Here is a 21,466-nt window from a genome sequence, read left to right on the forward strand (position 1 = left end):
AAACTTTTTTGAACCACTATGAAAAACACATTGCTATTTGCTTGTTTGTTGACGGCCCTGGCGACGATTAGCCTGCCGGCCCAAACCATCAAACTGGTTGACGCGAAGGAGAAGAAACAAGTTGACGTGCTGGTGGATGGGCAGCCCTTCACTTCTTACGTTTACTGGGACAATCAGAAAAAGCCGATTCTCTATCCGCTGCGCACGTCGAAGGGCACGACGGTGACGCGCGGCTATCCGCTCGAAAAAGTCGCGGGCGAACGCACGGATCATCCGCACCACATTTCAAGCTGGTTCAATTACGGCAACATCAACGGCGTAGATTTCTGGAATACGCCGCCCGAAGGCGTCACGCGCGACCGCGGCGCGATTGAAAAGTTCGGCACGATCAAACACACCGCGCTAAAGAATTTGAAAAGCGGCAAAAGCACAGCCTCGCTCGATGTTTCGATGGATTGGCTCATGCCCGACGGTGCGAAGATCATGCAGGAAGACGATCAAATCTTTTTCCGCGCGGCCAACAACATCCGCATCGTTGACCGCGTCATCACGCTGACCGCGCAAAAAGAAAAGGTCGTTTTCAACGACAGCAAGGAAGGCGCGCTCGGCATACGCGTCACGCGCACGCTGGAAGAGCCGACCAAAGAACCGCTGGTTTTCACCGATCAGAATGGCGTGCCAACGACCGTCAAGGCGCTCGACAATACCGGCGTCGCGGGCGTTTACCTGAGCAGTGAGGGCAAGGTCGGTGAGAAAGAAGGCTGGGGCACACGCGCCAAATGGATGACGCTGAGCGGCACGGTCAAAGGTGAAGACGTGGTCATCGGCATCTTCGATCACCCGAAGAATCCGACCTATCCGACGTATTGGCACGCGCGGGGCTATGGCTTATTCGCCGCGAATCCGTTTGGCGCCAAGGAATTCACCAAGGGCGCAACCACGCTCAATTACACCTTACAGCCCGGGCAAAGCGTGACCCTGCGTTTCCGCATCCTGATCCATTCGGGCAAGCTGACCAAAGAGCAGACCGAGGCTCTTTACCAGCAATTCTTGAAAGATGTAACCCAGTAACGCGAACCGGCGGGGAAGTTTATCCAAGTGGAAAGTGGGCAGGCGTAGCGCTATCGGTTACGGCTTGCCCTTCTTTTTGCGGAAATAAGATTTTGCTTCAGGATTCAGCCGAAGCCGAGCCATAGCCGCGCCAGCTACGCTTCAAATGAGCCAGCCAGAAATCGAAGCGCGTCGTTGCCGTGGTTGGATTCGGCGGAACGGCAGTGAAAGAGGTGGTGGCCGCTTCTTCGACAGAACGGCTGCACATGGGACAGCAGCGGTGATAATCAAAAATAGGATAATTGCAAGACGCGCAATGCGTGGGGCATCGCTCGGATATTCTCATTACTACTACCTGCTGACTTTCTTGGGGGAAAGTTGATCTCACTTGGGATGTCGCTGATTACGGGTAAAAGAACAAGCAATCAGCGTGCAAATTATAAATACCCCGGATTAATTGTCCAGCCGGATAGTTATGCCGTGCCAAGCGCCAGTCAAATAGCCGGTCAAAATAGGCTTGTCAGACTAGATGATCCTGGTATGAGCAGTTGTGTGGTGGTACCAAGAGCGCTTAAACCGTCGCCTTTACAAACAGTACGCGCTTGCGTAAGTGATATGAAACGATGCCATTCTAATTCGGCGGTAGCAAAGCTATGAACACAGACCTCTCGACTTATCACTACCCGATTGGAAATTTGCTGACGCTGCCAGCCACAGCAGAGCAATGGGATGCCTATCGGTTGAGTGAATCCCAAATCGCCTTTTTTCACGAATACGGCTATCTGGCCGGCTTGCGATTGCTTGATGATGCACAAGTCGAACAACTGCGTGTTGAGCTGGCGCAATTGATGGACGGCGCGCATCCGCAGCGGCATCTGTTTTACGAATTTCACCGCAATGAGTCGCTTGATCCGGCGCGCGTGCTCTTTCATGCGTTGGGCGCGTGGCGTATCGCGCCAGGCTTTCATGATTTGCTTTGGCATCCGCAATTCACGGTGGCCGCCGCGCAATTGTTGGGCGGCGCGGTGCGCTTCTGGCACGATCAATTGTTTTGCAAACCGGCGCGGCACGGCGGAGTCGTCGCCTGGCATCAGGATTATTCCTATTGGACGCGCACGCAGCCGCTGGCCCACCTGACTTGCTGGATTGGGCTGGACGATGCAACGCGCGCCAATGGCTGTGTGCAATATGTGCCGGGCAGTCAGCGCTGGCCTGATTTGCCTGTCACTGGTTTGGCGGGCGATATGGACGCGGTGCAGAGCAGCTTAAGCGACGAGCTAAGAGCGCAATTCAAACCTGTTGCCATTGAGTTGAAAAAGGGCGAATGCTCGTTTCACCATCCGCGCCTGCTGCACGGTTCATACGGCAACGAAACCGGCACGCCGCGCCGCGCCACGGTCATCAATGTCTTTCGTGAGGGGGTCTGGTCAAACTCCGCGGAACCGCCGCTCGCAGGCGTGCCGCCGATTCCGCCGGGCGCAAAGATGGAAGGGCAATTCTTCCCGTTGCTGTTTGACCCGCAGGATCACGGGTGGTGACGGCGAGAAAGAACCTCCCGCGCTTATCAATAGCTTGGCTATGAATCGTTGCTCTGTGCGTTTGGAAAATCTGTGCGCTGCTGAGTTGGCACTGTAAGAAAAGAAAAGCGGAGGCAGAAGGATTCGAACCTTCGGTAGAAGTTTTAGCCCCTACAACGGTTTAGCAAACCGCCGCCTTCAGCCACTCGGCCATGCCTCCGAACGCCGTGCATTGTCTTCATCCGGGCGCGGGCTGTCAAGCAGCGGCTTTCGCCGGAAATTTTTCAGCCGCGCCGAACTTTTTGACGACTCAAGGCCGCCCGCGCAAACTTTGCTGGCAGCCCTGATTGGCGTGCCGTGCGCGTTTTCGCGCAATAGCCACCGCTAGAGCGCTGTGCTAGACTGCGCGCGTTTTTCAATTGGGCAGCCTTTGAATGCGCCAGGTTTTCAGAGACCGAATTCATCTGCCGCATTGTTTGAGTTGACCAAGAGCGGCGCTCAGGCAAAGCGTCAAAGCTTATCTCTCAAATCAGCGCAATGTTTTGTAGCAAGTGTGGCAGTCAAGTGAGTGCGGGCGCGAGCCAGTGCCCGGATTGTGGAATGTCTGTGAACTCAATGAGTCCAATGAGTCCAATGAGTCCAATGAGTCCAATGAATCAATGAATAACGAAGCCGGAAAACCAAGTGCAACCCAGGCCGCCGCGACAGGCCCGACGACAGGTGGCGCTGACATGGCGCCCGCACCAGGTCAATTGGCGGGCCGTCTGTTGGGCGGACGTTATCAACTGGGCGAGTTGATCGGCAGCGGCGGGATGGGGGAAATCTATCGCGCGCGCCGCACGCACATCGGCGATGCCGTGGCGGTGAAAGTCTTGCGCGCGGATGTGGTCGGCAATGAGAAGACGCGCCAGCGCTTCTATCGCGAAGCCCGCGCCGCCGCGATGCTGCATCATCCGAACGTGGTGGTGATCCACGACTTTGGCGAAGATGATGGCGGCGCGGTGGGGCAGATTGCCTACATCGTGATGGAACTGCTCAACGGGCGCAGTCTGCGGCAGGTGTTGGCGGATGAGGGTGCGCTTGATCCCTTGCGGGCGTACAGCATTATTCGGCAGGCTTGCGCCGCGCTCGAAGCCGGTCATCGCAGCGGCGTCATTCACCGTGACATCAAGCCCGACAACATCATCCTGCTCAGCCACGACGAAGACAGCGATCACGTCAAGATTCTGGATTTCGGCATCGCCAAATTACGCGACAAAGCGCTCGACACGTTGAGCGTCGAGAACAATCTGACCAACGTCGGCACCGTCATCGGCACGCCCAATTACATGTCGCCCGAACAATGCCAGGGCGAAGACGCCGATGCGCGGTCGGATGTGTATTCGCTGGGCGTGGTGATGTACGAGATGTTGACCGGCGTCATGCCCTTCGTCGCCAAAACAGCCACCGCCGTGGCGATCAAGCACGTCACCGAAGCGCCGCGCCCCTTGCGCGAATTACAGCCGGGGTTGCCCCCCGAAGTCGAAGCCGTCGTGCTGCACGCCTTGGAAAAAACGCCCGAAGCGCGTCCGCAATCCATGCTGGAACTCGCGCGCGCTTTTGCCGCTGCCTTGAAACAGGCTGATGCCACATCCTTGCTCGGCCGTCCGCTGCAAGCGGGCACCAAAGCCATCAACATCGAAACGCCGCGCACGGATGAGGTGCAGGGCACGCGGGCGACGCTGGTGATGTCAAAGGGTGATCCAAAGGACGATGATGAAGGCGACAATTTTAAGACCTCTGTTACCGAAGCAGCGCCAGCGCCCGCCGCGCCGCCAGCCCCGGCACCGGCTCCGCGCCTGACGGCTGTGTTGCCGTCCATGACAGAGTATGTGGCAGAGGATGGGACAGCAGATGATTTCAAAACCACGGTCAGCGCCGAAACCGAAAACAAGTTCAGAACGGACATCAGTGCTGAATCAGCCGCCGCTTCCTTCGATACGATCTTCACCGATGAGCCATTGGCGGCGTCAGTGCTCCCGCGTGATGCTTATGCGACGATGATTCCAGCGCCGCCCGCGCCGGAACCGGTGCGCGATGCCTATGCGACGATGATCCCTGCCGCCCCCGAACCTAACGCGGAACCGCGCGCCAGTGCCACCGAAAGCATGCCGCTGCCATTTACCACCATGGCGCAGGTTTTCGAGGGTACGGAATTGCTCGATGCGAAGGCCCCCGCCGTTCCGCCAGCGGCCAAAGCACAAACCGAAACCAAAACTGTCCAGAGTGGCGCGCGTTCAGAAAAGAAAGAAAAGAAGAAAGGCAAAGATAAGCCTGCGGCCAAAGCCGCCGCGTTCGCCGCTGCCCCGGTCATCGAGATTCCGCAGTCCGCTGTCGCCAGCACCATCGTTCACACGGCTTCCAAGAGCGGCGCACAAAAAGTCCTGTTGATGGGGATCGCGGCCATTGCTTTGGCCGGAGCCATTGCGGCCTGGGCGTTTTTGACAAAGGACAACAAACCGCTGGTGGTCGAGAAACCCGCGACGCCGGCCGCACCTGTCGCCGCCAACACGCCGATTGCAAACGCGCCCGTCGTGCCTGCCGGAATGGTTTACATCCCTGGTGGCGAATTCAAAGTCGGGCGCGAGGACGGCGAGGAAAACGAACGGCCCGCGCATTCGCTCATTGTCGCGCCGTTTTACCTTGATCAGACCGAAGTCACCAACGAACAGTACGCTAAATTCATCGAGGCGACCGGTTATCTGTTGCCGCCTTTCTGGCAGGGCAAACGCTACCCGGTGGGCGCTGACAAATTGCCCGTGACCGATGTGACCTGGGCGGACGCCAACGAATACGCCAAGTGGGCGCAGAAGCGTTTGCCCACCGAAGAGGAATGGGAAATTGCGGCGCGCGGCACAGATGGCCGCGTGTATCCGTGGGGCAGCGCCTGGGCCGACGATTTGGCAAACGTCGCCAAAGATGAAGCGGACAAACGTCAGCTCGCGCCCGTCGGCACCTATTTGCGCGGGCAAAGTTTTTATGGCGCGTTTGATATGGTGGGGAATGCCTGGGAATGGACGGCGAGCGATTACAAAGAATATGCCGGGGGAAAACCGGTGACGATTCCCGAAGGCTATCAAAATTTGAAAGTGATTCGCGGCTGCTCTTACGGCTGTTCGGCAAAACTGGCGACCGCCACGTACCGGCGCGGCTGGCCCGCCACCCGTAACGATATGCCCGAAGGCGCGCCGCTGGATTACAAACAAACCGGTTTCCGCTGCGCCCAGGATGCGCCGCAGAAATAGTTCAAAGGCAGATAGTGGTTCAGAGGGGAGAGTTTGTAGTCCCGGCTTCAGCCGGAAAGCTTAGCGCTTGACGCTTCCGGCTGAAGCCGGGACTACAAACTCTCCCAGTTGAGCCACCACCCAAAGGCAAAGCGTATGAAAAGACCGCAACTCTATCGTCTGACCTTGAGTTTTGCGCTGACAGCTTTTCTGGCCTTGTCAGCCAGCGCGCAGGGCAGCGGCGATTTGCCGCCGGCCACCAAACCGAAAGCGAAACCTACGCCCGCGCCAAAAGGCAAGCCCAGCACGCCGAAACCTGCGCCTGGCACGACTGCCGGCACGAATGCGCCCAGCGAGAGCAAGCCTTCAGCGCTAACGCGCCGTCCGGCCAGCACACCCGCGTTGACCTTCAACCAGCCGGTGATCGCGAGCCTGGAAGCACCGGGCACAGGCCGCCTGGCAACCGGGCATTACTACAACGAATACGTGCTCACGGCGAAGGCGTCCGACTTGCTGATGATTCAGTTTCAACCGGACAGCACTCCGCTCAGTTTGCATGTTTACGATCAAGCGCGCGCCGAATTGCCCATCGTCAAAGATTCGATGACGGGCGATTACCGCTTCGATACGCCCACCGGCACTGTGCCCGCCGATGGCGAATATCGCGTGCGCGTGCTGAACGCGACCGATGACAAAAAAGCGCTGGGCGCTTATTCGCTGAAAGTCATGCGCACCGGCATGACGGAAGCGGCGTATAGCGCGCGCCTGCAACTGATTTCAGGCCGCTTCAAAGCGGGCGAAACGGCCAGCGTGGACGAGACGATCAAACAGCTCGATGAACTGATCGCCGAAGACGCCACCAAACCGGGCGCGTATGAACTGCTGGGCGTGCTGCATCTTTACTACAAGAACGACCCCGCCAAAGCCGTGAGCCAGATGGAACAGGCGATCAAACTGGGCGGCGCGGGCATGTTCAAAGTTTCATACGACAGCCAGTGGCGGCGGCCCAAACGCACACCTGGCGGTTTTGTTTGGGAAGACCCGAAGACCGCCTGGTTGCGCGTGCAAGAAGGTAAGGCTGTGCTGGCCGATGTCAGCAATCCGAACCAAACGATCTCGACGTTGCAAGGCGCACAGGTCAGCAAGCTCGAACGGCTGCCCGTCGCGCCGGTCGTTGTGGTGCAAACGATGGCGCGCCTCGTCATTCAATTCTCGCCCGCTTCAAAGAACGGCGCGGAGGCGGATTTGATCGTCAGGTTGCTGCAAACTTACGTTACGAAAAAGACACGCTAAACCCTGGGTACGCACGCTTCGTGAGCGTGCAGGCGTGGCATGAGACGGAATCAAGCCGGAGAATTTCCTTTCAGCATGAATCGGTCTGACGCCACGCCCGCACGCTCACGAAGCGTGCGTACCCAGGTAGAAATACACAAAACAATGAGCCTTTGGGGAGGCCGGTTCACCGGCGAGACCGACGCATTCTTCGCTTATTACAACGCCAGTTTCCGCTTTGATCGCCGCCTGCTGCACGCCGATTTGCAAGCCTGCGCCGTGCAGGCCCAGGCGCTCGGCCAAGCAGGCGTGTTGCAAGACAATGAAGTCGCGGCCATCGTCAACGGCCTGCAACAAATCGGCGCAACCTTTGCCGATCCCGCCACCCTCGACGATCCCAACTTCGCCGACGCCGAAGACGTCCACAGCTTCATCGAAGCGCGCCTCGTCGAATTGATTGGCCCAACGGGCTTCAAACTGCACACAGGCCGCAGCCGCAACGATCAAGTGGCCGTCGCCACGCGCGTATTCTTGCGCGGCGAAATTGACGCCACCGCTGAATTGCTGTGCGATGTGCAACGCGCGTTGATTGAACTGGCGGAAAAGTATCAAGACGCTCCGCTGCCCGGTTACACGCATTTGCAGAAGGCGCAGCCGGTGCTGTTCGCGCACTACCTGCTAGCCTATTTCCAAATGCTGGCGCGCGACCGCGACCGGCTGCGCGATGTGCGCAAACGCGTGAACGTGTTGCCGCTCGGTTCCGGGGCGTTGGCAGGCACGAACTTCGCGGTTGATCGTGAATGGATGGCCGCCGAGCTTGGCTTCGACAACGTGACGCGCAACAGCCTGGATGCTGTGAGTGACCGCGATTACGTGATCGAATTCGTCCACACGGCGGCGCTGACGATGATGCATCTCTCGCGGCTGGCCGAAGATTTGATTATCTATTCGACGCAGGAGTTCGGCTTTATCAAATTGGGCGATGCGATTGCCACCGGCAGCAGCCTGATGCCGCAAAAGAAAAACCCCGACTCGCTGGAATTGATGCGCGGCAAAGCGGCCCGTGTCTTTGGCCATTCGACCGCGCTGCTGACGCTGGCGAAGGGGACGCCGCTCGCCTACAACAAAGATTTTCAGGAAGATAAAGAAGCCCTCTTTGACACCCTGGATACGCTCAACGGCAGCTTGCGCGTGGCGGCGACGGTGTTACGCAACATCGAATTCAATGCCGAACGCGCGCGGGCCGCCGCGATCAGCGATTACACCAACGCGACGGACCTGGCGGATTACCTGGTGCGCAAAGGCTTGGAATTCCGCAAGGCCCACGAAGTCATCGGGCGCATCGTGGTTTTTGCGATGCAGCAGGGCCGGGAGTTACACGAATTGACGCTGGCCGAATGCCAACAATTTTCGCCGCTGTTTGAGGCTGATTTGTTTGAGGCGATTTCGTTGGAAGCTTCGCTGGCGGGGAAACGGGCAATTGGCGGGACGGCGCCGGAGCAGGTGCGGCAGGAATTGAAGGCGGCGCGTGCAGCCGGTTCAATAGATTGAGAAGGTGTGGCTGTAAGCTTGGTAAAAGGGCTTGGTCGGTTTTTCGGCGGAGATGAAATCCGCCTTCGCCGCGATGGCGGCAGCGAGGTGCAACGCATCCATCCCGCCGATCCCGTATTGGCAAGCCAATGTGAGCGCAGGTTGAATGAGTGACGCTTCGTCAACCCAGATGGCGACGTTGTTAAAAAAGCGATTGTAGAAATTCAACTCCCTGGTCAACCGATACTTGGTTGGAATCGCAAGCACTTCAAGCAGCAGAAATTTGGTGGCAACGAACTCGCGGGTTGTATCCGCGAGAATCCCCAACGCCCGCAGCTTTCGCGCCGGGTCTTTCCCAGCGATGGCGTTGATAGTACGGAAGAATCTACGACGGTTGGCTGTTTATTCGTCGTCATCGGGATAATATCCGCCCTTCCTGCGCTTCAACTCCCGTTCGAGTTCCTCTTCGGTATAAAGCTTTTCACCGGAAGCCGCATACTCCTGACTTAGATCGAATAGCTCGCGCCCCATCTCCGACATCGTTTCATACGTTAGGTCAGGCGGAATGTAGGCCCGGCGCACCGGCGGCAATGGCTCGGCTTCAGTGACCGCGTGTTTTGGGTTCGGCATAAACTGCGACTCCTTTCCCATGCACGAAAATAGAAGAGCCGACCGTCCGGCTTGGGACCTTCGGGTCGGCTCGGAACTGCTGATGTCCTCACCCCATCAACAGTCAGATTGCTGTCATTTTTGCCACAAGCGTGTAGGAGCGTCAAGCCCAATTCCATTTTGAAGAGAACATAATTTTGGCGCTCCATCCGCTTGCGGCTTAATGCTTTACTTGAGCTTTTGCAGCTTCTCCGCCGCTGCCTGCAAGGTTTCTTCGCGTTTGCAGTAACAGAAGCGGATTTGTTGCGCACCCAATTCCGGCTGGCTGTAAAAGCTGCTGCCGGGGACGACCGCGACACCGATTTCACTGATCAGATACTTAGTGAATTCGACATCGTTGGCAAAGCCGAACCTGGAGATGTCGGTCATGATGTAATAGGCCCCATCCGGTTTGTAACAACGAAAGCCCGCCTCTTCCAACACGCCCAGCAGAAAATCCCGCTTTTGCAGATAGGTCGTTTGCAGCTTGTCGTAATAGCTCTGCGGCAAGCTCAGCGCGTGTACGCCCGCTTCCTGCAACGGCGCGGCGGCCCCCACAGTAAGGAAGTCGTGCACCTTGCGAATCGCGTCGGTCACGGCGGGCGGCGCGATCGCATAACCCACGCGCCAGCCCGTCACCGAATAGGTTTTGGACATGCCATTGATCGTCACCGTGCGTTCGCGCATCCCGTCCAGCGTCGCCATCGCAATGTGGCGCACGTCGCGTGTCGCAGCGGGATACCAGATGTGTTCGTAGATTTCATCCGTAAAGGCAAACGCGTCGAATTCGATGCACAGATCGGCGATACAACGCAGCTCGTCGTAGCTGAACACCTTGCCCGTCGGATTGTGCGGATTGGTGATGATGATGGCTTTGGTGTTGGCGTTGAACGCGGCGCGCAATTCCGCCGGATCAAAGCTCCAATTCGGTGGATGGAGCGTGACATACCGCACTTTCGCCTCAGTCAAAATCGCATCCGGGCCGTAGTTTTCATAATACGGCTCAAACACGATCACTTCTTCATCAGGATCAACCGTGCCCAGCATCGTGGCGATCATCGCTTCGGTCGAACCGCAGGTGACGACGATTTCGCGGTCAGGGTCAACGTCCAGCCCCAGATTCCATTTGGTCTTGGCCGCGATAGCGTCACGAAAACGTTTTGACCCCCAGGTGACCGCGTACTGATTGATGTCGGCATTGATCGCGTCGCAGGCCGCCTGCTTCAGTTCATCCGGGGCGGGGAAGTCAGGGAAACCTTGCGATAGATTGATGGCACCGTGCAATTGCGCCTGGCGCGTCATTTCGCGAATGACCGATTCGGTGAACAGAGCCGCTTTGCGGGAAATAAATTCTTTCATCGGATTCTTACGCCGAAAGCCTGCTGACCACGCGCGTGCCCGCGCCCTGTTTGACCGTGCGTTTGACGAATTGTTCCAGCGCCGGGCGCGGCAGCCAGCGCGCACCGTCCTGTTCGATCACCCGTAGATTGCCCTCTTCGGCAGCCAGTTCCAGCGTCGTGACGGGCACGTCGTATTCGCGCGCCGCACCTTTGAAACTCAACAAATCATTGCTATCGAAAACACTCATCTAGTTGTTGTTCCTTTCGGGATTGTTGGTTGAAGGGAGCGAGGATTCTACCGGCTAGGCTGCATTCCGCCAACCGCTTCCCGGCGATTCCGCCACATTGGCGACCAGTTCAGAGTCACCCGTTCAGAGTTCACGCTTCAGCGTGTTTGAAGCGCCCAGACACGCTGAAGCGTGAACTCTGAACGGGTCGTGAACTCCAAACTCACAGCTTCATCCGCAACGCCACCAACACAAACGCCGCCAGCAATCCGCCCAGCATCCAGTAAAACGCCAGCTCGAGTTCGCGCTGTTTCTCTTTGGCCAACTCGCCCAGCTTATGGCGAATGTCAGCGGGCGCGTGGCGATAGAGGCGCAGTTCTTCGGTCTTCACCACCTTCAGGCATTGGTACAGCCCCAGCATCCAGCACAGCAGCGGCGCGAGGAACAGCGCCTTCATCCACAACTCCGCCGTTTCGGGGACGAATTTCGCAAAGCCGAGCATGCCGAGGTAGATGCCCTGCAATGCACCCAGTCCGGTCATCAGCGACGCGGCTGCTGCCCTGACCGCCGGCAACGATTCGACGATCAGCTTGTTCGCCTGCTCCAGCCAGAAATCATCATCCGGCTCGGACGGCGCGCTCTGGTAAATGACTTCAGCCTGCTTGGATGGGTTGGCCCGGTCGGTTTGGATGTCAGGCATGGTCTGCTCCCAGCATCTCTTCGAGCATCGGGCGCGTGATGACGATGCGGCCTTCCGCGCACGCGCGACACCGCAACGTCACGCGCTCCGGCAAATTTTGCAGCCGCGCCTCTGCGCCCCTGTACACCACTGCTTCTTCCAGCGCGCGGTCTAAATCCACGTCGTTGATGTGCTGCCCCGCGCCATTGCATTTAATCTTGATGAGTTTTGCCATTCCTGTCTGTCCTTCGTCGCTCATGACATCTTGCCTTTGAAGGCGCTGCGAAATTGGCTAATCGCTTGCTTTACGCTTTTCCATAGCAACTTCAGAATACCGCGAATTCCTACGCCTTTTTTGATGTCATCTGTGCCTTTTTTGATGTCATCAGATACTTCTCCACCAGTTACTTCACGCCACGCCGCATCAAAATTTCTCACGCCCCACATTACGCGAAGCATTATGAGATTATTTACCACAATCCGCGCGTGCGGAGATTTCGGAGATTGCAGTTCAAGACGTATCGTCTGCGCGTTCAGTAACATCAGGAAGGCCTCGGTATATCGCCCGATTTCGGTGAAGAGCTGGCCAAGCTGACAGAGCGAAATCGCTACACCTTCGCGACGGCCAAGTTCCTTATTGATCGCCAGTGAGTGTTGATACTGCTCCAAAGCTAATCCATAATCACCGCATTCTTGATGAATCATCCCGATCTCATGTAGCAACCTCGCCAGGCCAGGGCGATTACCCAACTCTTCTGTAATCGCTAGAGAACGCCGATAATGCTCCAAAGCCGCATCGTATTCGCCGCGATCGTGATGGATAATCCCAATATGATACAACGTACCAGCCAGGCCAATTCGATGACCCAACTCCTCACTAATCGCCAGCGAGCGCTGATAATGCTCCAAAGCCAATCCGTAATCTCTGCGATAGAAATGAATCGTCCCAATCTGATGCAGCGTACTAGCCATACCAGCGCGATCACCCAACTCCTCTCGGATTGCATGTGAGCACCGGTACTGCTCCAAAGCCATACCATACTCGCCGCACTCTTGATGAATGATTCCAATCTGCTGCAATGAACTCGCCACACCTGCTTGATGACCTAAGCCCTCACTGATCGCCAACGAACGATGATAATGCTCCAAGGCAGCCTTGTACTCGCAGCGATCATGATGAATATTTCCAATGTGAAGCAACGAACTCGCCACACCTGCTTGATTACCCTGTTTCTCCGCGATCTTCACTGAGCGTTGAAACTGCTCTAAGGCCGCGTCGTACTCGTTTTGATCCAGCATCGTCCTGGCCTGATGGTGTAAAAAAGTAGCCAGCACGTCACTATCACTATCTAGTTTGCTTGATAATCGCCGAAATTGTTCTCCAACAAAACGGTTGAAGCCCCAGTTCTCAAGTAGCGAGTGTGCGTTTGCCAGTAACCACGTGGCATCTTCGAACTCTTCGGCTTCCATTAGCAACTTGAATGCTTCCATCTCGCTCCACACGTCGGCCGGGGTTTTATCTTCCTTTCGAGTCAATAGTGTATGGTTTGTGAAGAACTTTGCGGCGTCCCGCAATCGTTCGCGCCATGTTTCGCGCAAATGTTGACCACAACAAAAATCGCGCACCAGACTGTGAACCGACAGCGCGCGCATTTGACCGTCTTCACTGACGGGCGTGACCAACCCCCATTCGATCAATTCGCGGATCTCGTTGGCGAGTTCGAGCGTTGACCTCTGTTCCGGCAATTCCTTTTCAATTTGCGCCCGCAACGCAGCATCATCGCACTGGTTCCATTCAACGGGCAATTTGTTGCGGTCGAGCGATGCAAGAATCCGATCGACTTCATCAGCTTGCGAAACCTTTTCGCCCATCATCCATTCCGCTGCATCGGTGGGCACTGTCTGCTGGAATGCAGCAAGCTGGGTGAGTAGTTCGCGCGCCCGGTCGGACAATCGCCGATAGTTCAATTCAATCGCCAGAAATTCGCGCAGTTCCGACTTGAGCAAACTTGCGTCCTGCAAGGCTTGGTCGAGCGGCTGATGGCTGCAATGCCGATCCAGCGTGACCAGCGCGTAAGGATGACCGCCGAACTTTTCCAGCACCGCCGGTTTGTCACGATACGCAGCCTGCGCCAGATTCGGCAGCTTCTGCATCAGCATCAGAGCTTCGGGGCGGCTGAGATCGCCGAGCGGCAACTCCTGCAAATTGCCGAGCCGTTCGCCGTCGAGATCGAACAGATACCGCGTCGTGAACAGAAACCGGCTGCCCGTCGCCGTCGCCCGCACCAGCGTCGTCAGGAAGACGCGCAAATCTTCGTTGATGAATTCGCGCCGCTCATCAAGTTGCGATTCAAAATTATCGAAGACGATCAGCAGCGGCCACTCGGTCAGCAGTTTCTCGATTTCATTCGCCAACGTTTCCGGCGGCAGGTTCTGCCCGATCAAGGATTGCAGTTGCGGCTTTCCCTGCGCCGCAAAGTAACGATGCAGTTCCAGCAGAATCGTTTCCGGCCCGAGCGCGGCGCGGCGGCAATCAAAGCTCATCACGTCTTTGAAGCGTGGGCGCAAACGATTAATGGCGTGGGTGAGCAGCGCCGTCTTGCCGATGCCCCCGATGCCGTGAATGATGACGGCGCGCTGATCCTGATGCAGCAAGGCATCACGAAGCTTGCGATACTCGCGGCGACGGCCATAAAAGCCGTGCGCCAGCGGGTCTAGCCTGTCGCCAAGATAGGTTGCGCCTGGCTCAGTTTGCGGCGCTGAGCTTTGCGCTTCGGTCGTCTGCAAGCAAGCGCCGTCAGCCGCGAGCAAAACGATGGCCAGCGCGTCGTTGTTGATGAAGAACCTTTCGTCCGCAAGCAGCACACGCCGCGCCGCGTGAACCGCGCGTTCCAGTTCGACGCCTTTGGCAATCTCCCGGTACAAAACTTCCGCGAACTTCAAACCGCCTTCATCGGTGATGGAAAACTGCATCGCAATCACGGCGGGCACGCGCTGCCGCAGCAGTTCGCGCGCCAGATCGTTGAAAGCCCCCGTGTGCAGCGTGCGCGCCGTCTGGCAACCGGAGATCACCGCCAGCCGCAGCCTGTCCACACCGCTCTCGACGGCCTGCATCACTTCGGCAATGGAGGCGGGCAGCTTCTTCCCGTGCGCATCTTCCAGCAGCAAGCCGCCGCCGTCGCGCGGGCTGATGCCGTGGCCGGTGAAATGCAGAATGTGGTAGCCGTCTTTTAAGCTGCGTGCGAGGATTTCCAGCTTCGCTTCGTCTTCAAAATCGGCGGAGATGCGTCCCTGAGCCGCCGGGTCGTTGATCGCTTCGAGCAGGATTTCCTGTTCACGTTCGGCGTTCAAGCGCTCGTGGTCTTGCAAATCGAGCGGGCTGGCAAAGAAACCGAAGAGCTTCAACTGACGCGGAATCGGCGGCAGTTCGCTTGGCGGCGCGACATCCAACGGCAGCCGCGTCAGCGTCGTCTTGGTTCCGGCGGCGATGAATTCCGCGCCGTCGTGCAGCGTCTCCCAGGGCAAGACTTCCAGCTTTGCCGCGTCTTTGGCAAAACGCAGACAGAGAATCAGAAACTCGCTGCGCTGTTTGTATTCGTGCCAGACCTGCTCGACGGCGGGCAGGAAGAGTTTTTGATAAAGCTCGCGCCCAAGCTTCTGCAATTCATCGAAGCGTTCCGCCGCGTCCTTTGTTGAAGCGTTGAGCCGATCCACGCTGAAATCGGTCAGGAAATCCACGCGGTGGCTGAACGTGGCGGACGCGAGCGGCTGGGACGAACTGCGTTCGCAAACGGCGAGCGAATAGCTTTCGGCGGACAAGGGCTGAATCTGAAAATCGAGGATCGTTGGCATAGGCCGACCTTTCATCAGGAAATCTGCTGGAAGCGTGTCACGCCGCAACATCGCCGAAGTAGCAAGAGCACTGAACTCGCCATGAACTTTCTCCTGCTTGATTCGTAGTGCGAAGTGACGATGAGAGGCTGCGATGATAAGGAGGCGGGCAGACGGTGTCAAAATTCAGGGCTACAAAGGCAAAATGGCGTTCGTTCAGGTTCAGAGTTCACGCTTCAGCGTGTTTAAGATTGAAGACACGCTGAAGCGCGAACTCTGAACCTGAATTGAATGGTCGTTGGTCTTGTGAGGCTCGAATGCACGGCTTGAAATCTGGGAAGCGCGTCCCTACAATGCGCGCGTGATTCTGTAAGGGAGTTCAATGCAATGAATCAATTGGTGCTGGATCATCTCCACTTCGAAGATTTAATCAGCGATTATTTGGACCATAATTTGGATCGTCCGACGCGGCGTTCGTTCGCGGAGCATCTGTTGGCGTGCCGTCCGTGCCACCATACGTTCAATGACGTGCGCGAGGCGATTGATGCCTGCCACGAATTGAAAGAGGCGCAGATGCGCGAGATCGCGTTGATGACCGATGTCGAACGCCGGATTATCAGCGCAACGACGGCGGGCGAAATGCTGAGTTGCCGGACGCTGGATGCGCTGATTTCGGATTACTTTGATGGCCTGATTGAGTCTTCTTATGAGCGCATCTTTCACGAGCATTTTGCCGTGTGCGCAAGCTGCCGCCGTTTGGTGGAAGGCGTGCGCGAATCGCTGGAAGAAAGCGAACAGGTTGATGTGCCGGATGAACTTTACGGCAGAATTTTTAAGGCGACCGTGTGGGCACGCTGCGCTTAGGGCGGATGTGCTGCGCGTCGTTCCAATTTGAATTGAACTCCCACAATTGTGCTTCCCCCGCAGCTTTGATTTTGTGACTCATCGCCCCGGATTCCATGCCTCAAACGAAGTATTTCCTCGCTATCCTCTTCACCCTCAGCGCCGCATTTCCAGTTGCCTATGCGCAACTGCCGATTCAAGCCGAACGAAAAGTCGAAAACCCGATTGGCGCGGCTGAGGCGCAACGCAAAGCCAAACGTCAGGAACCTGCGCAACAAGTAAAGATTTCCGCTCAACTCGGTGCCACCACGACCGAAGATGTCACGATCACGGCCGATAAACAAGAAGGCGAGGGGCGAGATAAAGTCACGATCTATACTGGCAATGTCGAAGTCCACTATCACGGTCGGTATGGTGACATCGCCATATACGCTGACCGGCTTACCTACAATGGTTTGACCGAGGATGCCCAGGCGGAAGGCAACGTTTACTTTGAGCAAAACGGCGAGAAGTTCGTGGGAGAGCGCATGGAATTCAATTTGAAGACCGAACGCGGTTCGATCTTCAAACCGACCGGCTTTACCAGCAGCACGCGGGACGGCACGGTGCTGACGATTGATGCCTCGCGCGCGGACAAGACGGGCGAAGACACCTATAACCTGAGCGATGCGACGTTGACGGCGTGTGGCGACCGCGTGCCGAAATGGGCGTTCACTGCGAAACGTGCCCGCATTCGCGTGGATCATCGGGCGAAGGTTTATAACGCGTTCTTTCGTGTGAAAGGCGTGCCGGTGTTGTGGGTGCCCTACGCTTCGATTTCGATTGATAAAAAGGATCGTTCGTCAGGTTTCTTGCTGCCGAGTACGGGGTCGTCAAATTTGAAAGGGCGGACGGCGCACATCGCCTATTACCAGACCTTGGGCCGTAGTGCGGACATCCTCTTTCGGACAGACTTTTTCTCGAAGCGCGGCGTTGGGCTGGGCTTCGATTTTCGCGCGCGCACGAACGAGACTTCGCGCCTTTATATCGGTTCGTTCACCGTGCTGGATCGGTTGTTCGGTCAAAAGGGTGATGATGCCAGCGGTACCAGCTTTTATGCTGACGGGGTGCACTACTTCAAGAATGGCTTTGTGGCGGTCGCTGACGTCAACATCACTTCTTCATTCACGTTTCGCAATGTGTTTGCCGAAAACGTGTTCACCGCCATTTCACCGGAAGAACGTTCGATCTTTTATTTGAACAAAAATTGGGGATCCTATAGTTTCAATGCGCTTTTTGGCGAACAGAGCTTTTTTATCGGGCGCTTTTTGTCGAGCGACGGGAAATACCTGCGCAATCCTGATGGTGGTCTGGTCGGAGACGACCAGATCGTCAAGATGCGGCAGTTCCCGGCGATTGAACTGAATAAGCGCAGCACCAAGATTTCAGATAGGCTGCCATTTTATTTCTCCTTTGAATCGTCGTTGGGTGGCGTGCGGCGCAGCGAGACGCGCGGGGATCAAGCGCTGCTCAAAACCCCCTCCATCGTTCAGCGGCTGGATTTCTTTCCGCGCTTTACCTTCCCGTTAAAACCCATCGCGGGGTTTACTTTGACGCCGACCGTGGCGGTGCGTTCGACGTTTTATAGCGATAGCCTCGATCCGGTGCAGCGGCAAGTCGTAGGCGCAAATCTCTTCCGCCACTATGCCGAGGTTAGCGTAGACATACGGCCGCCTGCGTTGGCCAAGGTCTATCGTCACAAAGACAATTCGCCGTGGTTCAAACACGTCATCGAGCCGTATGCCGAATACCGGCGTATTATCGGGATTGATGATTTTGCGCGCACCATCCGTACAGATGAGCGCGATGTCGTGGCCGACACCAACGAGATTGAATACGGCGTAACGAATCGTTTTTTTGTCAAACGCCCATCCGCTGACGGCCAGAGCACGCAGGCGCATGAATGGCTGGACCTCACGATTGTACAAAAATACTTTTTTGATCCGACCTTTGGCGGCGCGTTCAAAAGCTGCACGCAGGCGGAATTTCTCAGTTCAAACTGTACCCGTAATCAATTTCTTCCGTTGATGACTTTGACCGGATTTAACTACGCCGGGCTGAAACGGAATGCCTCGCCGCTCAACGTTCGTGCGCGGATGCGGCCCAATGACACGCTTTTCGCGGACGTAAAATTGAATTATGACACCGAATTCCACCAATTGCGCGATGTGGTTTTTGGGGGCGGGGCTGCCAAAGGCATTTTTCAAGTGAGCAATTCCTGGTATTACACGCGTCGTGTCGCTGTGGATAACTCTCGTGAAGGCTTGACGAATGACCCTTCAAGCCTGCCGGGCAACCAATTCGACTTTTCAGCCTTTGCCGGCAATCCGGGGCGCGGCCCGTATGGCGGCTTCACCATCATTTACGATCTGCGCAATAAGTATTTTGACGGCACGGCGCGCAAGAGCTTCGATGGCTCGCCTTATCGTAGAATGACTGCGCTGGTATCTTCGGCGGGTTGGGCTTGGGATTGTTGCAGCGTTCAGATTAATAGCTTTACCTTCAACGCCGGAGTGCGTAATGAGACTCGTTACATCTTTGCATTCACCTTAAAAGGCATCGGCACCTTTGGCACGCAAAACATCGGTCAGCGGCGCTAACTCGGTAAGCGCTGGTTTTATGATAGCCTGCTCATAACTCCTTTCATTGTCGCTGTTCCTTGACACACTGCGGCAAAAGCCCTGTAAATTAAGGATTTTAGCGCGGCAGCGCCAGCAAACCACAGAAAATAAAAAAGATGCCCCCCTCAAACCGACATTTCCGTGCTATAGTATGCGAAAATTTCACGGTATGTGAGGAGATCAAACGTTGACATACAGAGAAGGCAACAAAGTTATCTATCCGCGTTTAGGCATTTGCCGTGTCGCCGGCGTGGTTGAGTTAGCTGCCGGTGGAATGACGGTTAAGTGCTACGAGTTACAGCCCTTAGACTTCCAGGAAACAACGGTGGTGCGCGTGCCAGTCAATAAAGCCGAAGATGTTGGCGTGCGCAAATTGATTGAAAAGACTGATATTCCCAAGTTGCTTAAGTTTTTGAGCAAGGACATTGAGGTCGCCAGTGATCACCGCAAGCGCAACGCCAAGAATGCCGAGCGCATGGCTTCCGGTGAAATTAATGAAATTGCCGATTCGCTGAAGACGATGGCGAAGTTGAGCAAAAGTAAGACGCTTTCGCCAGAGGAGCAACAAATGATGGGCCGCGCGCGCTATTTACTGATCCGCGAAATCTCCTACGTGACGAAACAGACAACGGAAGAAGTCGAGCAGATGATTGAAGATGCGCTGGTCGGTAAAAAACCTAAAGCCAAGAAACTTGCGGCCTAAATTTCTTGTTTCAATAGGCGCGCGGCCAAAGCTATTAGCTTTGGCCGCGCGCTTTCGTTTTAGAGACCGTTCGTTATCTTTGTTGCATGGCCTAAACAAACGAAACAGTTTTGGCTGCACGCGAAAGCAGCAAAAACTGCCTTGATTCTCGTTAAAGCTTCCGCCAGACAGCCTGTCGGAAAGTTTTCCACAATGTGCAAAAAGCATTTATTTAAGTTGTTAGGTATGGCTTTAAGTTTCACGCTTGAAACCATTGCCAAATAAGACCTTTACTCAATTTTCGACCTATGTTACTTTGCTTACGCTTGAGGAGAAGCAAGCATTTTTGGTGTGAGGGTAACGGAAGCAGCGGGCAAGCAGACGCTTCCGCAACGGCCAGGTGATTCTGATTTTTCCACAACAATTCAAAACAGACGATTGAAGCGCCATCTTCCTGCCTACGGAAGACGGAAAGAGGGGGTGCAATGGGCATCACTTTCGGTACATCCGGTTGGCGTGCGATCATTGCCGAAGAGTTCACCTACGCCAACGTGCGTTTGGTCACGCAGGCGATTGCCTCTGTGCTCAACGAAGAGCGTGCGGGCGGAGCCATGATCGTCGGCTATGACACGCGCTTTTTGAGTGAGCATTTCGCGGCGGCGTGCGCGGCGGAGTTTGCCGGGTTGGGTTTTGAAACCTACCTGACCAACCGTGAAACGCCGACGCCGGTGATCTCGTATTGCATCCGCACCAAGGGCGCGCGCGGCGGAATTAACTTCACCGCCAGCCACAATCCGCCGCAATACAACGGCATGAAATTCTCGACCGCAGATGGGGCACCGGCTTTGCCGGAGATCACCCGGCGGATCGAACATCGCATCGCCGAATTGCAGACAGGTTCTGCCCCAGCGCCTGCGATGACAAGCAAGGCCAAAGCGATTGAGTTGAATCCGCTGGAAGATTATCTCAATTCGCTGGCTGACAAGATTGATTTCGCCAAGATAGCCTCGGCCAAACTCAAGCTGGCCTACGATCCACTTTGGGGAACTGGCCGAGGCTATCTGGACGAAGCGTTGCGGCGGCACGGTTGCGAAGTCACGAACGTGCACGATTACCGCGACGTGCTTTTCGGTGGTTTTAGCCCGGAACCTTCAGAACGCAACCTGGCCGTGCTGCGCGCGCTGGTGCTTGAGAAAGGTTTGGCGCTGGGCCTTTCGACCGATGGCGATGCCGACCGGTTCGGATTCATAGACCGCGATGGCACGTTCATTTCAGCCAACCATTTGTTGGCAATTTTGTTGGATTACTTATGTGATACGCGCCCGCATTGGTCGGGCGGCGTGGCGCGTTCGGTCGCCACGACGCATCTGCTGGATCGCGTCGCCGCGCGGCACGGACGCGAGAGCTTTGAAACGCCGGTGGGCTTCAAATTCATCGGCGAATTGATCAACGCGGACAAGATCATTTTGGGTGGCGAAGAGAGCGCCGGCCTGACGGTCAAAGGCCATTTCCCCGAAAAAGACGGCATTCTCGCCTGTCTCTTAGTCGCGGAAATGGTGGCGGCGCGCGGTGCAAGTCTGGGGGAAATGATCACTGAACTTTTCACCAAAGACGGGGCGCTTTACAGTGACCGTCGCGGCATCAAGCTGACGCCTGAAGTCAAAGCTCGTTTGTCTGAACGGCTCCAAGCCGACCCGCCCACCCAGATTGGTGGACGCGCGGTCACCGGCGTGAATCGTATGGACGGCGTGAAATATCTGTTTGACGACGGCTCTTGGATGCTCTTGCGCATGTCTGGCACCGAACCTGTGGTGCGGTGCTACGCTGAAACCCATACGAAAGAAGATTTGGAGGTGTTACTTGAAACCGGTAGCCAATACGTACTCAGTTAATCTTGCTGTCAATGACTACTCACCGGCCATTC

The 21,466-nt window shown here is 56.2% G+C and carries 17 protein-coding genes and 1 tRNA gene; 10 read left to right on the forward strand and 8 right to left on the reverse strand.

Annotation, left to right across the window (positions count from 1 at the left end):
• Nucleotides 1–18: 18 nt before the first annotated feature.
• Both HY011_02965 and HY011_02970 read left to right on the forward strand, forming a co-directional pair.
• Nucleotides 19–1,071 (forward strand): PmoA family protein, encoded by a 1,053-nt coding sequence (locus HY011_02965; protein MBI3421874.1) that lies wholly within the window; start codon nucleotides 19–21, stop codon nucleotides 1,069–1,071.
• Between the two features lie 632 nt (nucleotides 1,072–1,703).
• Entirely contained in the window at nucleotides 1,704–2,588 is an 885-nt protein-coding gene (locus HY011_02970; GenBank protein MBI3421875.1) for a phytanoyl-CoA dioxygenase family protein, read from the forward strand.
• 108 nt (nucleotides 2,589–2,696) lie between these two features.
• On the opposite strand, the gene HY011_02975 is transcribed toward HY011_02970, so the two are convergent.
• A tRNA-Ser gene (locus tag HY011_02975) sits at nucleotides 2,697–2,787 on the reverse strand.
• A 317-nt stretch (nucleotides 2,788–3,104) separates the two neighbouring features.
• Here HY011_02975 and HY011_02980 point away from each other — a divergent pair.
• The 4 genes from HY011_02980 to argH all read left to right on the forward strand — a co-directional run bounded on the left by HY011_02980 (nucleotide 3,105) and on the right by argH (nucleotide 8,653).
• The gene (locus HY011_02980) at nucleotides 3,105–3,230 is read left to right on the forward strand and encodes a zinc-ribbon domain-containing protein (protein MBI3421876.1); all 126 of its coding nucleotides are present in this window, start codon (nucleotides 3,105–3,107) and stop codon (nucleotides 3,228–3,230) included.
• Nucleotides 3,227–5,851 carry an SUMF1/EgtB/PvdO family nonheme iron enzyme gene (locus HY011_02985; protein MBI3421877.1) on the forward strand — a complete coding sequence of 875 codons (2,625 nt, stop codon included), beginning with the start codon at nucleotides 3,227–3,229 and terminating at the stop codon, nucleotides 5,849–5,851. Before HY011_02980 ends, HY011_02985 begins: the two co-directional genes overlap by 4 nt.
• Nucleotides 5,852–5,986: 135 nt before the next feature.
• Nucleotides 5,987–7,123 carry a hypothetical protein gene (locus tag HY011_02990; protein MBI3421878.1) on the forward strand — a complete coding sequence of 379 codons (1,137 nt, stop codon included), beginning with the start codon at nucleotides 5,987–5,989 and terminating at the stop codon, nucleotides 7,121–7,123.
• A gap of 39 nt (nucleotides 7,124–7,162) precedes the next feature.
• Nucleotides 7,163–8,653, forward strand: coding sequence for an argininosuccinate lyase (gene argH, locus HY011_02995; protein MBI3421879.1), 1,491 nt, complete (start codon nucleotides 7,163–7,165; stop codon nucleotides 8,651–8,653).
• On the opposite strand, the gene HY011_03000 is transcribed toward argH, so the two are convergent.
• The 7 genes from HY011_03000 to HY011_03030 all read right to left on the reverse strand — a co-directional run bounded on the left by HY011_03000 (nucleotide 8,642) and on the right by HY011_03030 (nucleotide 15,378).
• Nucleotides 8,642–8,959, reverse strand: coding sequence for a nuclease (locus tag HY011_03000; GenBank protein MBI3421880.1), 318 nt, complete (start codon nucleotides 8,957–8,959; stop codon nucleotides 8,642–8,644). The genes argH and HY011_03000 overlap by 12 nt on opposite strands.
• 75 nt (nucleotides 8,960–9,034) lie before the next feature.
• On the reverse strand, nucleotides 9,035–9,262 hold the full coding sequence (locus HY011_03005) for a hypothetical protein (protein MBI3421881.1): 228 nt from the start codon (nucleotides 9,260–9,262) through the stop codon (nucleotides 9,035–9,037).
• A gap of 207 nt (nucleotides 9,263–9,469) precedes the next feature.
• The gene (locus HY011_03010; GenBank protein MBI3421882.1) at nucleotides 9,470–10,639 is read right to left on the reverse strand and encodes an aminotransferase class I/II-fold pyridoxal phosphate-dependent enzyme; all 1,170 of its coding nucleotides are present in this window, start codon (nucleotides 10,637–10,639) and stop codon (nucleotides 9,470–9,472) included.
• Nucleotides 10,640–10,646: 7 nt separating this feature from the next.
• Nucleotides 10,647–10,868 carry a hypothetical protein gene (locus tag HY011_03015; protein MBI3421883.1) on the reverse strand — a complete coding sequence of 74 codons (222 nt, stop codon included), beginning with the start codon at nucleotides 10,866–10,868 and terminating at the stop codon, nucleotides 10,647–10,649.
• Between the two features lie 202 nt (nucleotides 10,869–11,070).
• Complete coding sequence (locus HY011_03020; protein MBI3421884.1) at nucleotides 11,071–11,547, reverse strand: hypothetical protein; 477 nt, start codon at nucleotides 11,545–11,547, stop codon at nucleotides 11,071–11,073.
• On the reverse strand, nucleotides 11,540–11,761 hold the full coding sequence (locus HY011_03025; protein ID MBI3421885.1) for a hypothetical protein: 222 nt from the start codon (nucleotides 11,759–11,761) through the stop codon (nucleotides 11,540–11,542). Before HY011_03025 ends, HY011_03020 begins: the two co-directional genes overlap by 8 nt.
• Before the next feature lie 20 nt (nucleotides 11,762–11,781).
• Nucleotides 11,782–15,378, reverse strand: a complete 3,597-nt coding sequence (locus HY011_03030) for a tetratricopeptide repeat protein (GenBank protein ID MBI3421886.1) — start codon at nucleotides 15,376–15,378, stop codon at nucleotides 11,782–11,784.
• A 366-nt stretch (nucleotides 15,379–15,744) separates the two neighbouring features.
• Here HY011_03030 and HY011_03035 point away from each other — a divergent pair, with 366 nt between their 5' ends.
• The 4 genes from HY011_03035 to HY011_03050 all read left to right on the forward strand — a co-directional run bounded on the left by HY011_03035 (nucleotide 15,745) and on the right by HY011_03050 (nucleotide 21,434).
• Nucleotides 15,745–16,221 (forward strand): zf-HC2 domain-containing protein, encoded by a 477-nt coding sequence (locus tag HY011_03035; GenBank protein ID MBI3421887.1) that lies wholly within the window; start codon nucleotides 15,745–15,747, stop codon nucleotides 16,219–16,221.
• A gap of 95 nt (nucleotides 16,222–16,316) precedes the next feature.
• Nucleotides 16,317–18,839 (forward strand): LPS assembly protein LptD, encoded by a 2,523-nt coding sequence (gene lptD / locus HY011_03040; GenBank protein ID MBI3421888.1) that lies wholly within the window; start codon nucleotides 16,317–16,319, stop codon nucleotides 18,837–18,839.
• Nucleotides 18,840–19,047: 208 nt separating this feature from the next.
• Nucleotides 19,048–19,563: a hypothetical protein gene (locus HY011_03045; protein ID MBI3421889.1), complete on the forward strand. Its 516-nt coding sequence runs from the start codon at nucleotides 19,048–19,050 to the stop codon at nucleotides 19,561–19,563.
• 464 nt (nucleotides 19,564–20,027) lie between these two features.
• Nucleotides 20,028–21,434: a phosphoglucomutase/phosphomannomutase family protein gene (locus tag HY011_03050; GenBank protein MBI3421890.1), complete on the forward strand. Its 1,407-nt coding sequence runs from the start codon at nucleotides 20,028–20,030 to the stop codon at nucleotides 21,432–21,434.
• The last annotated feature ends 32 nt before the right edge of the window (nucleotides 21,435–21,466 follow it).

This window comes from Acidobacteriota bacterium (assembly GCA_016196035.1).
Classification (GTDB): domain Bacteria; phylum Acidobacteriota; class Blastocatellia; order RBC074; family RBC074; genus JACPYM01.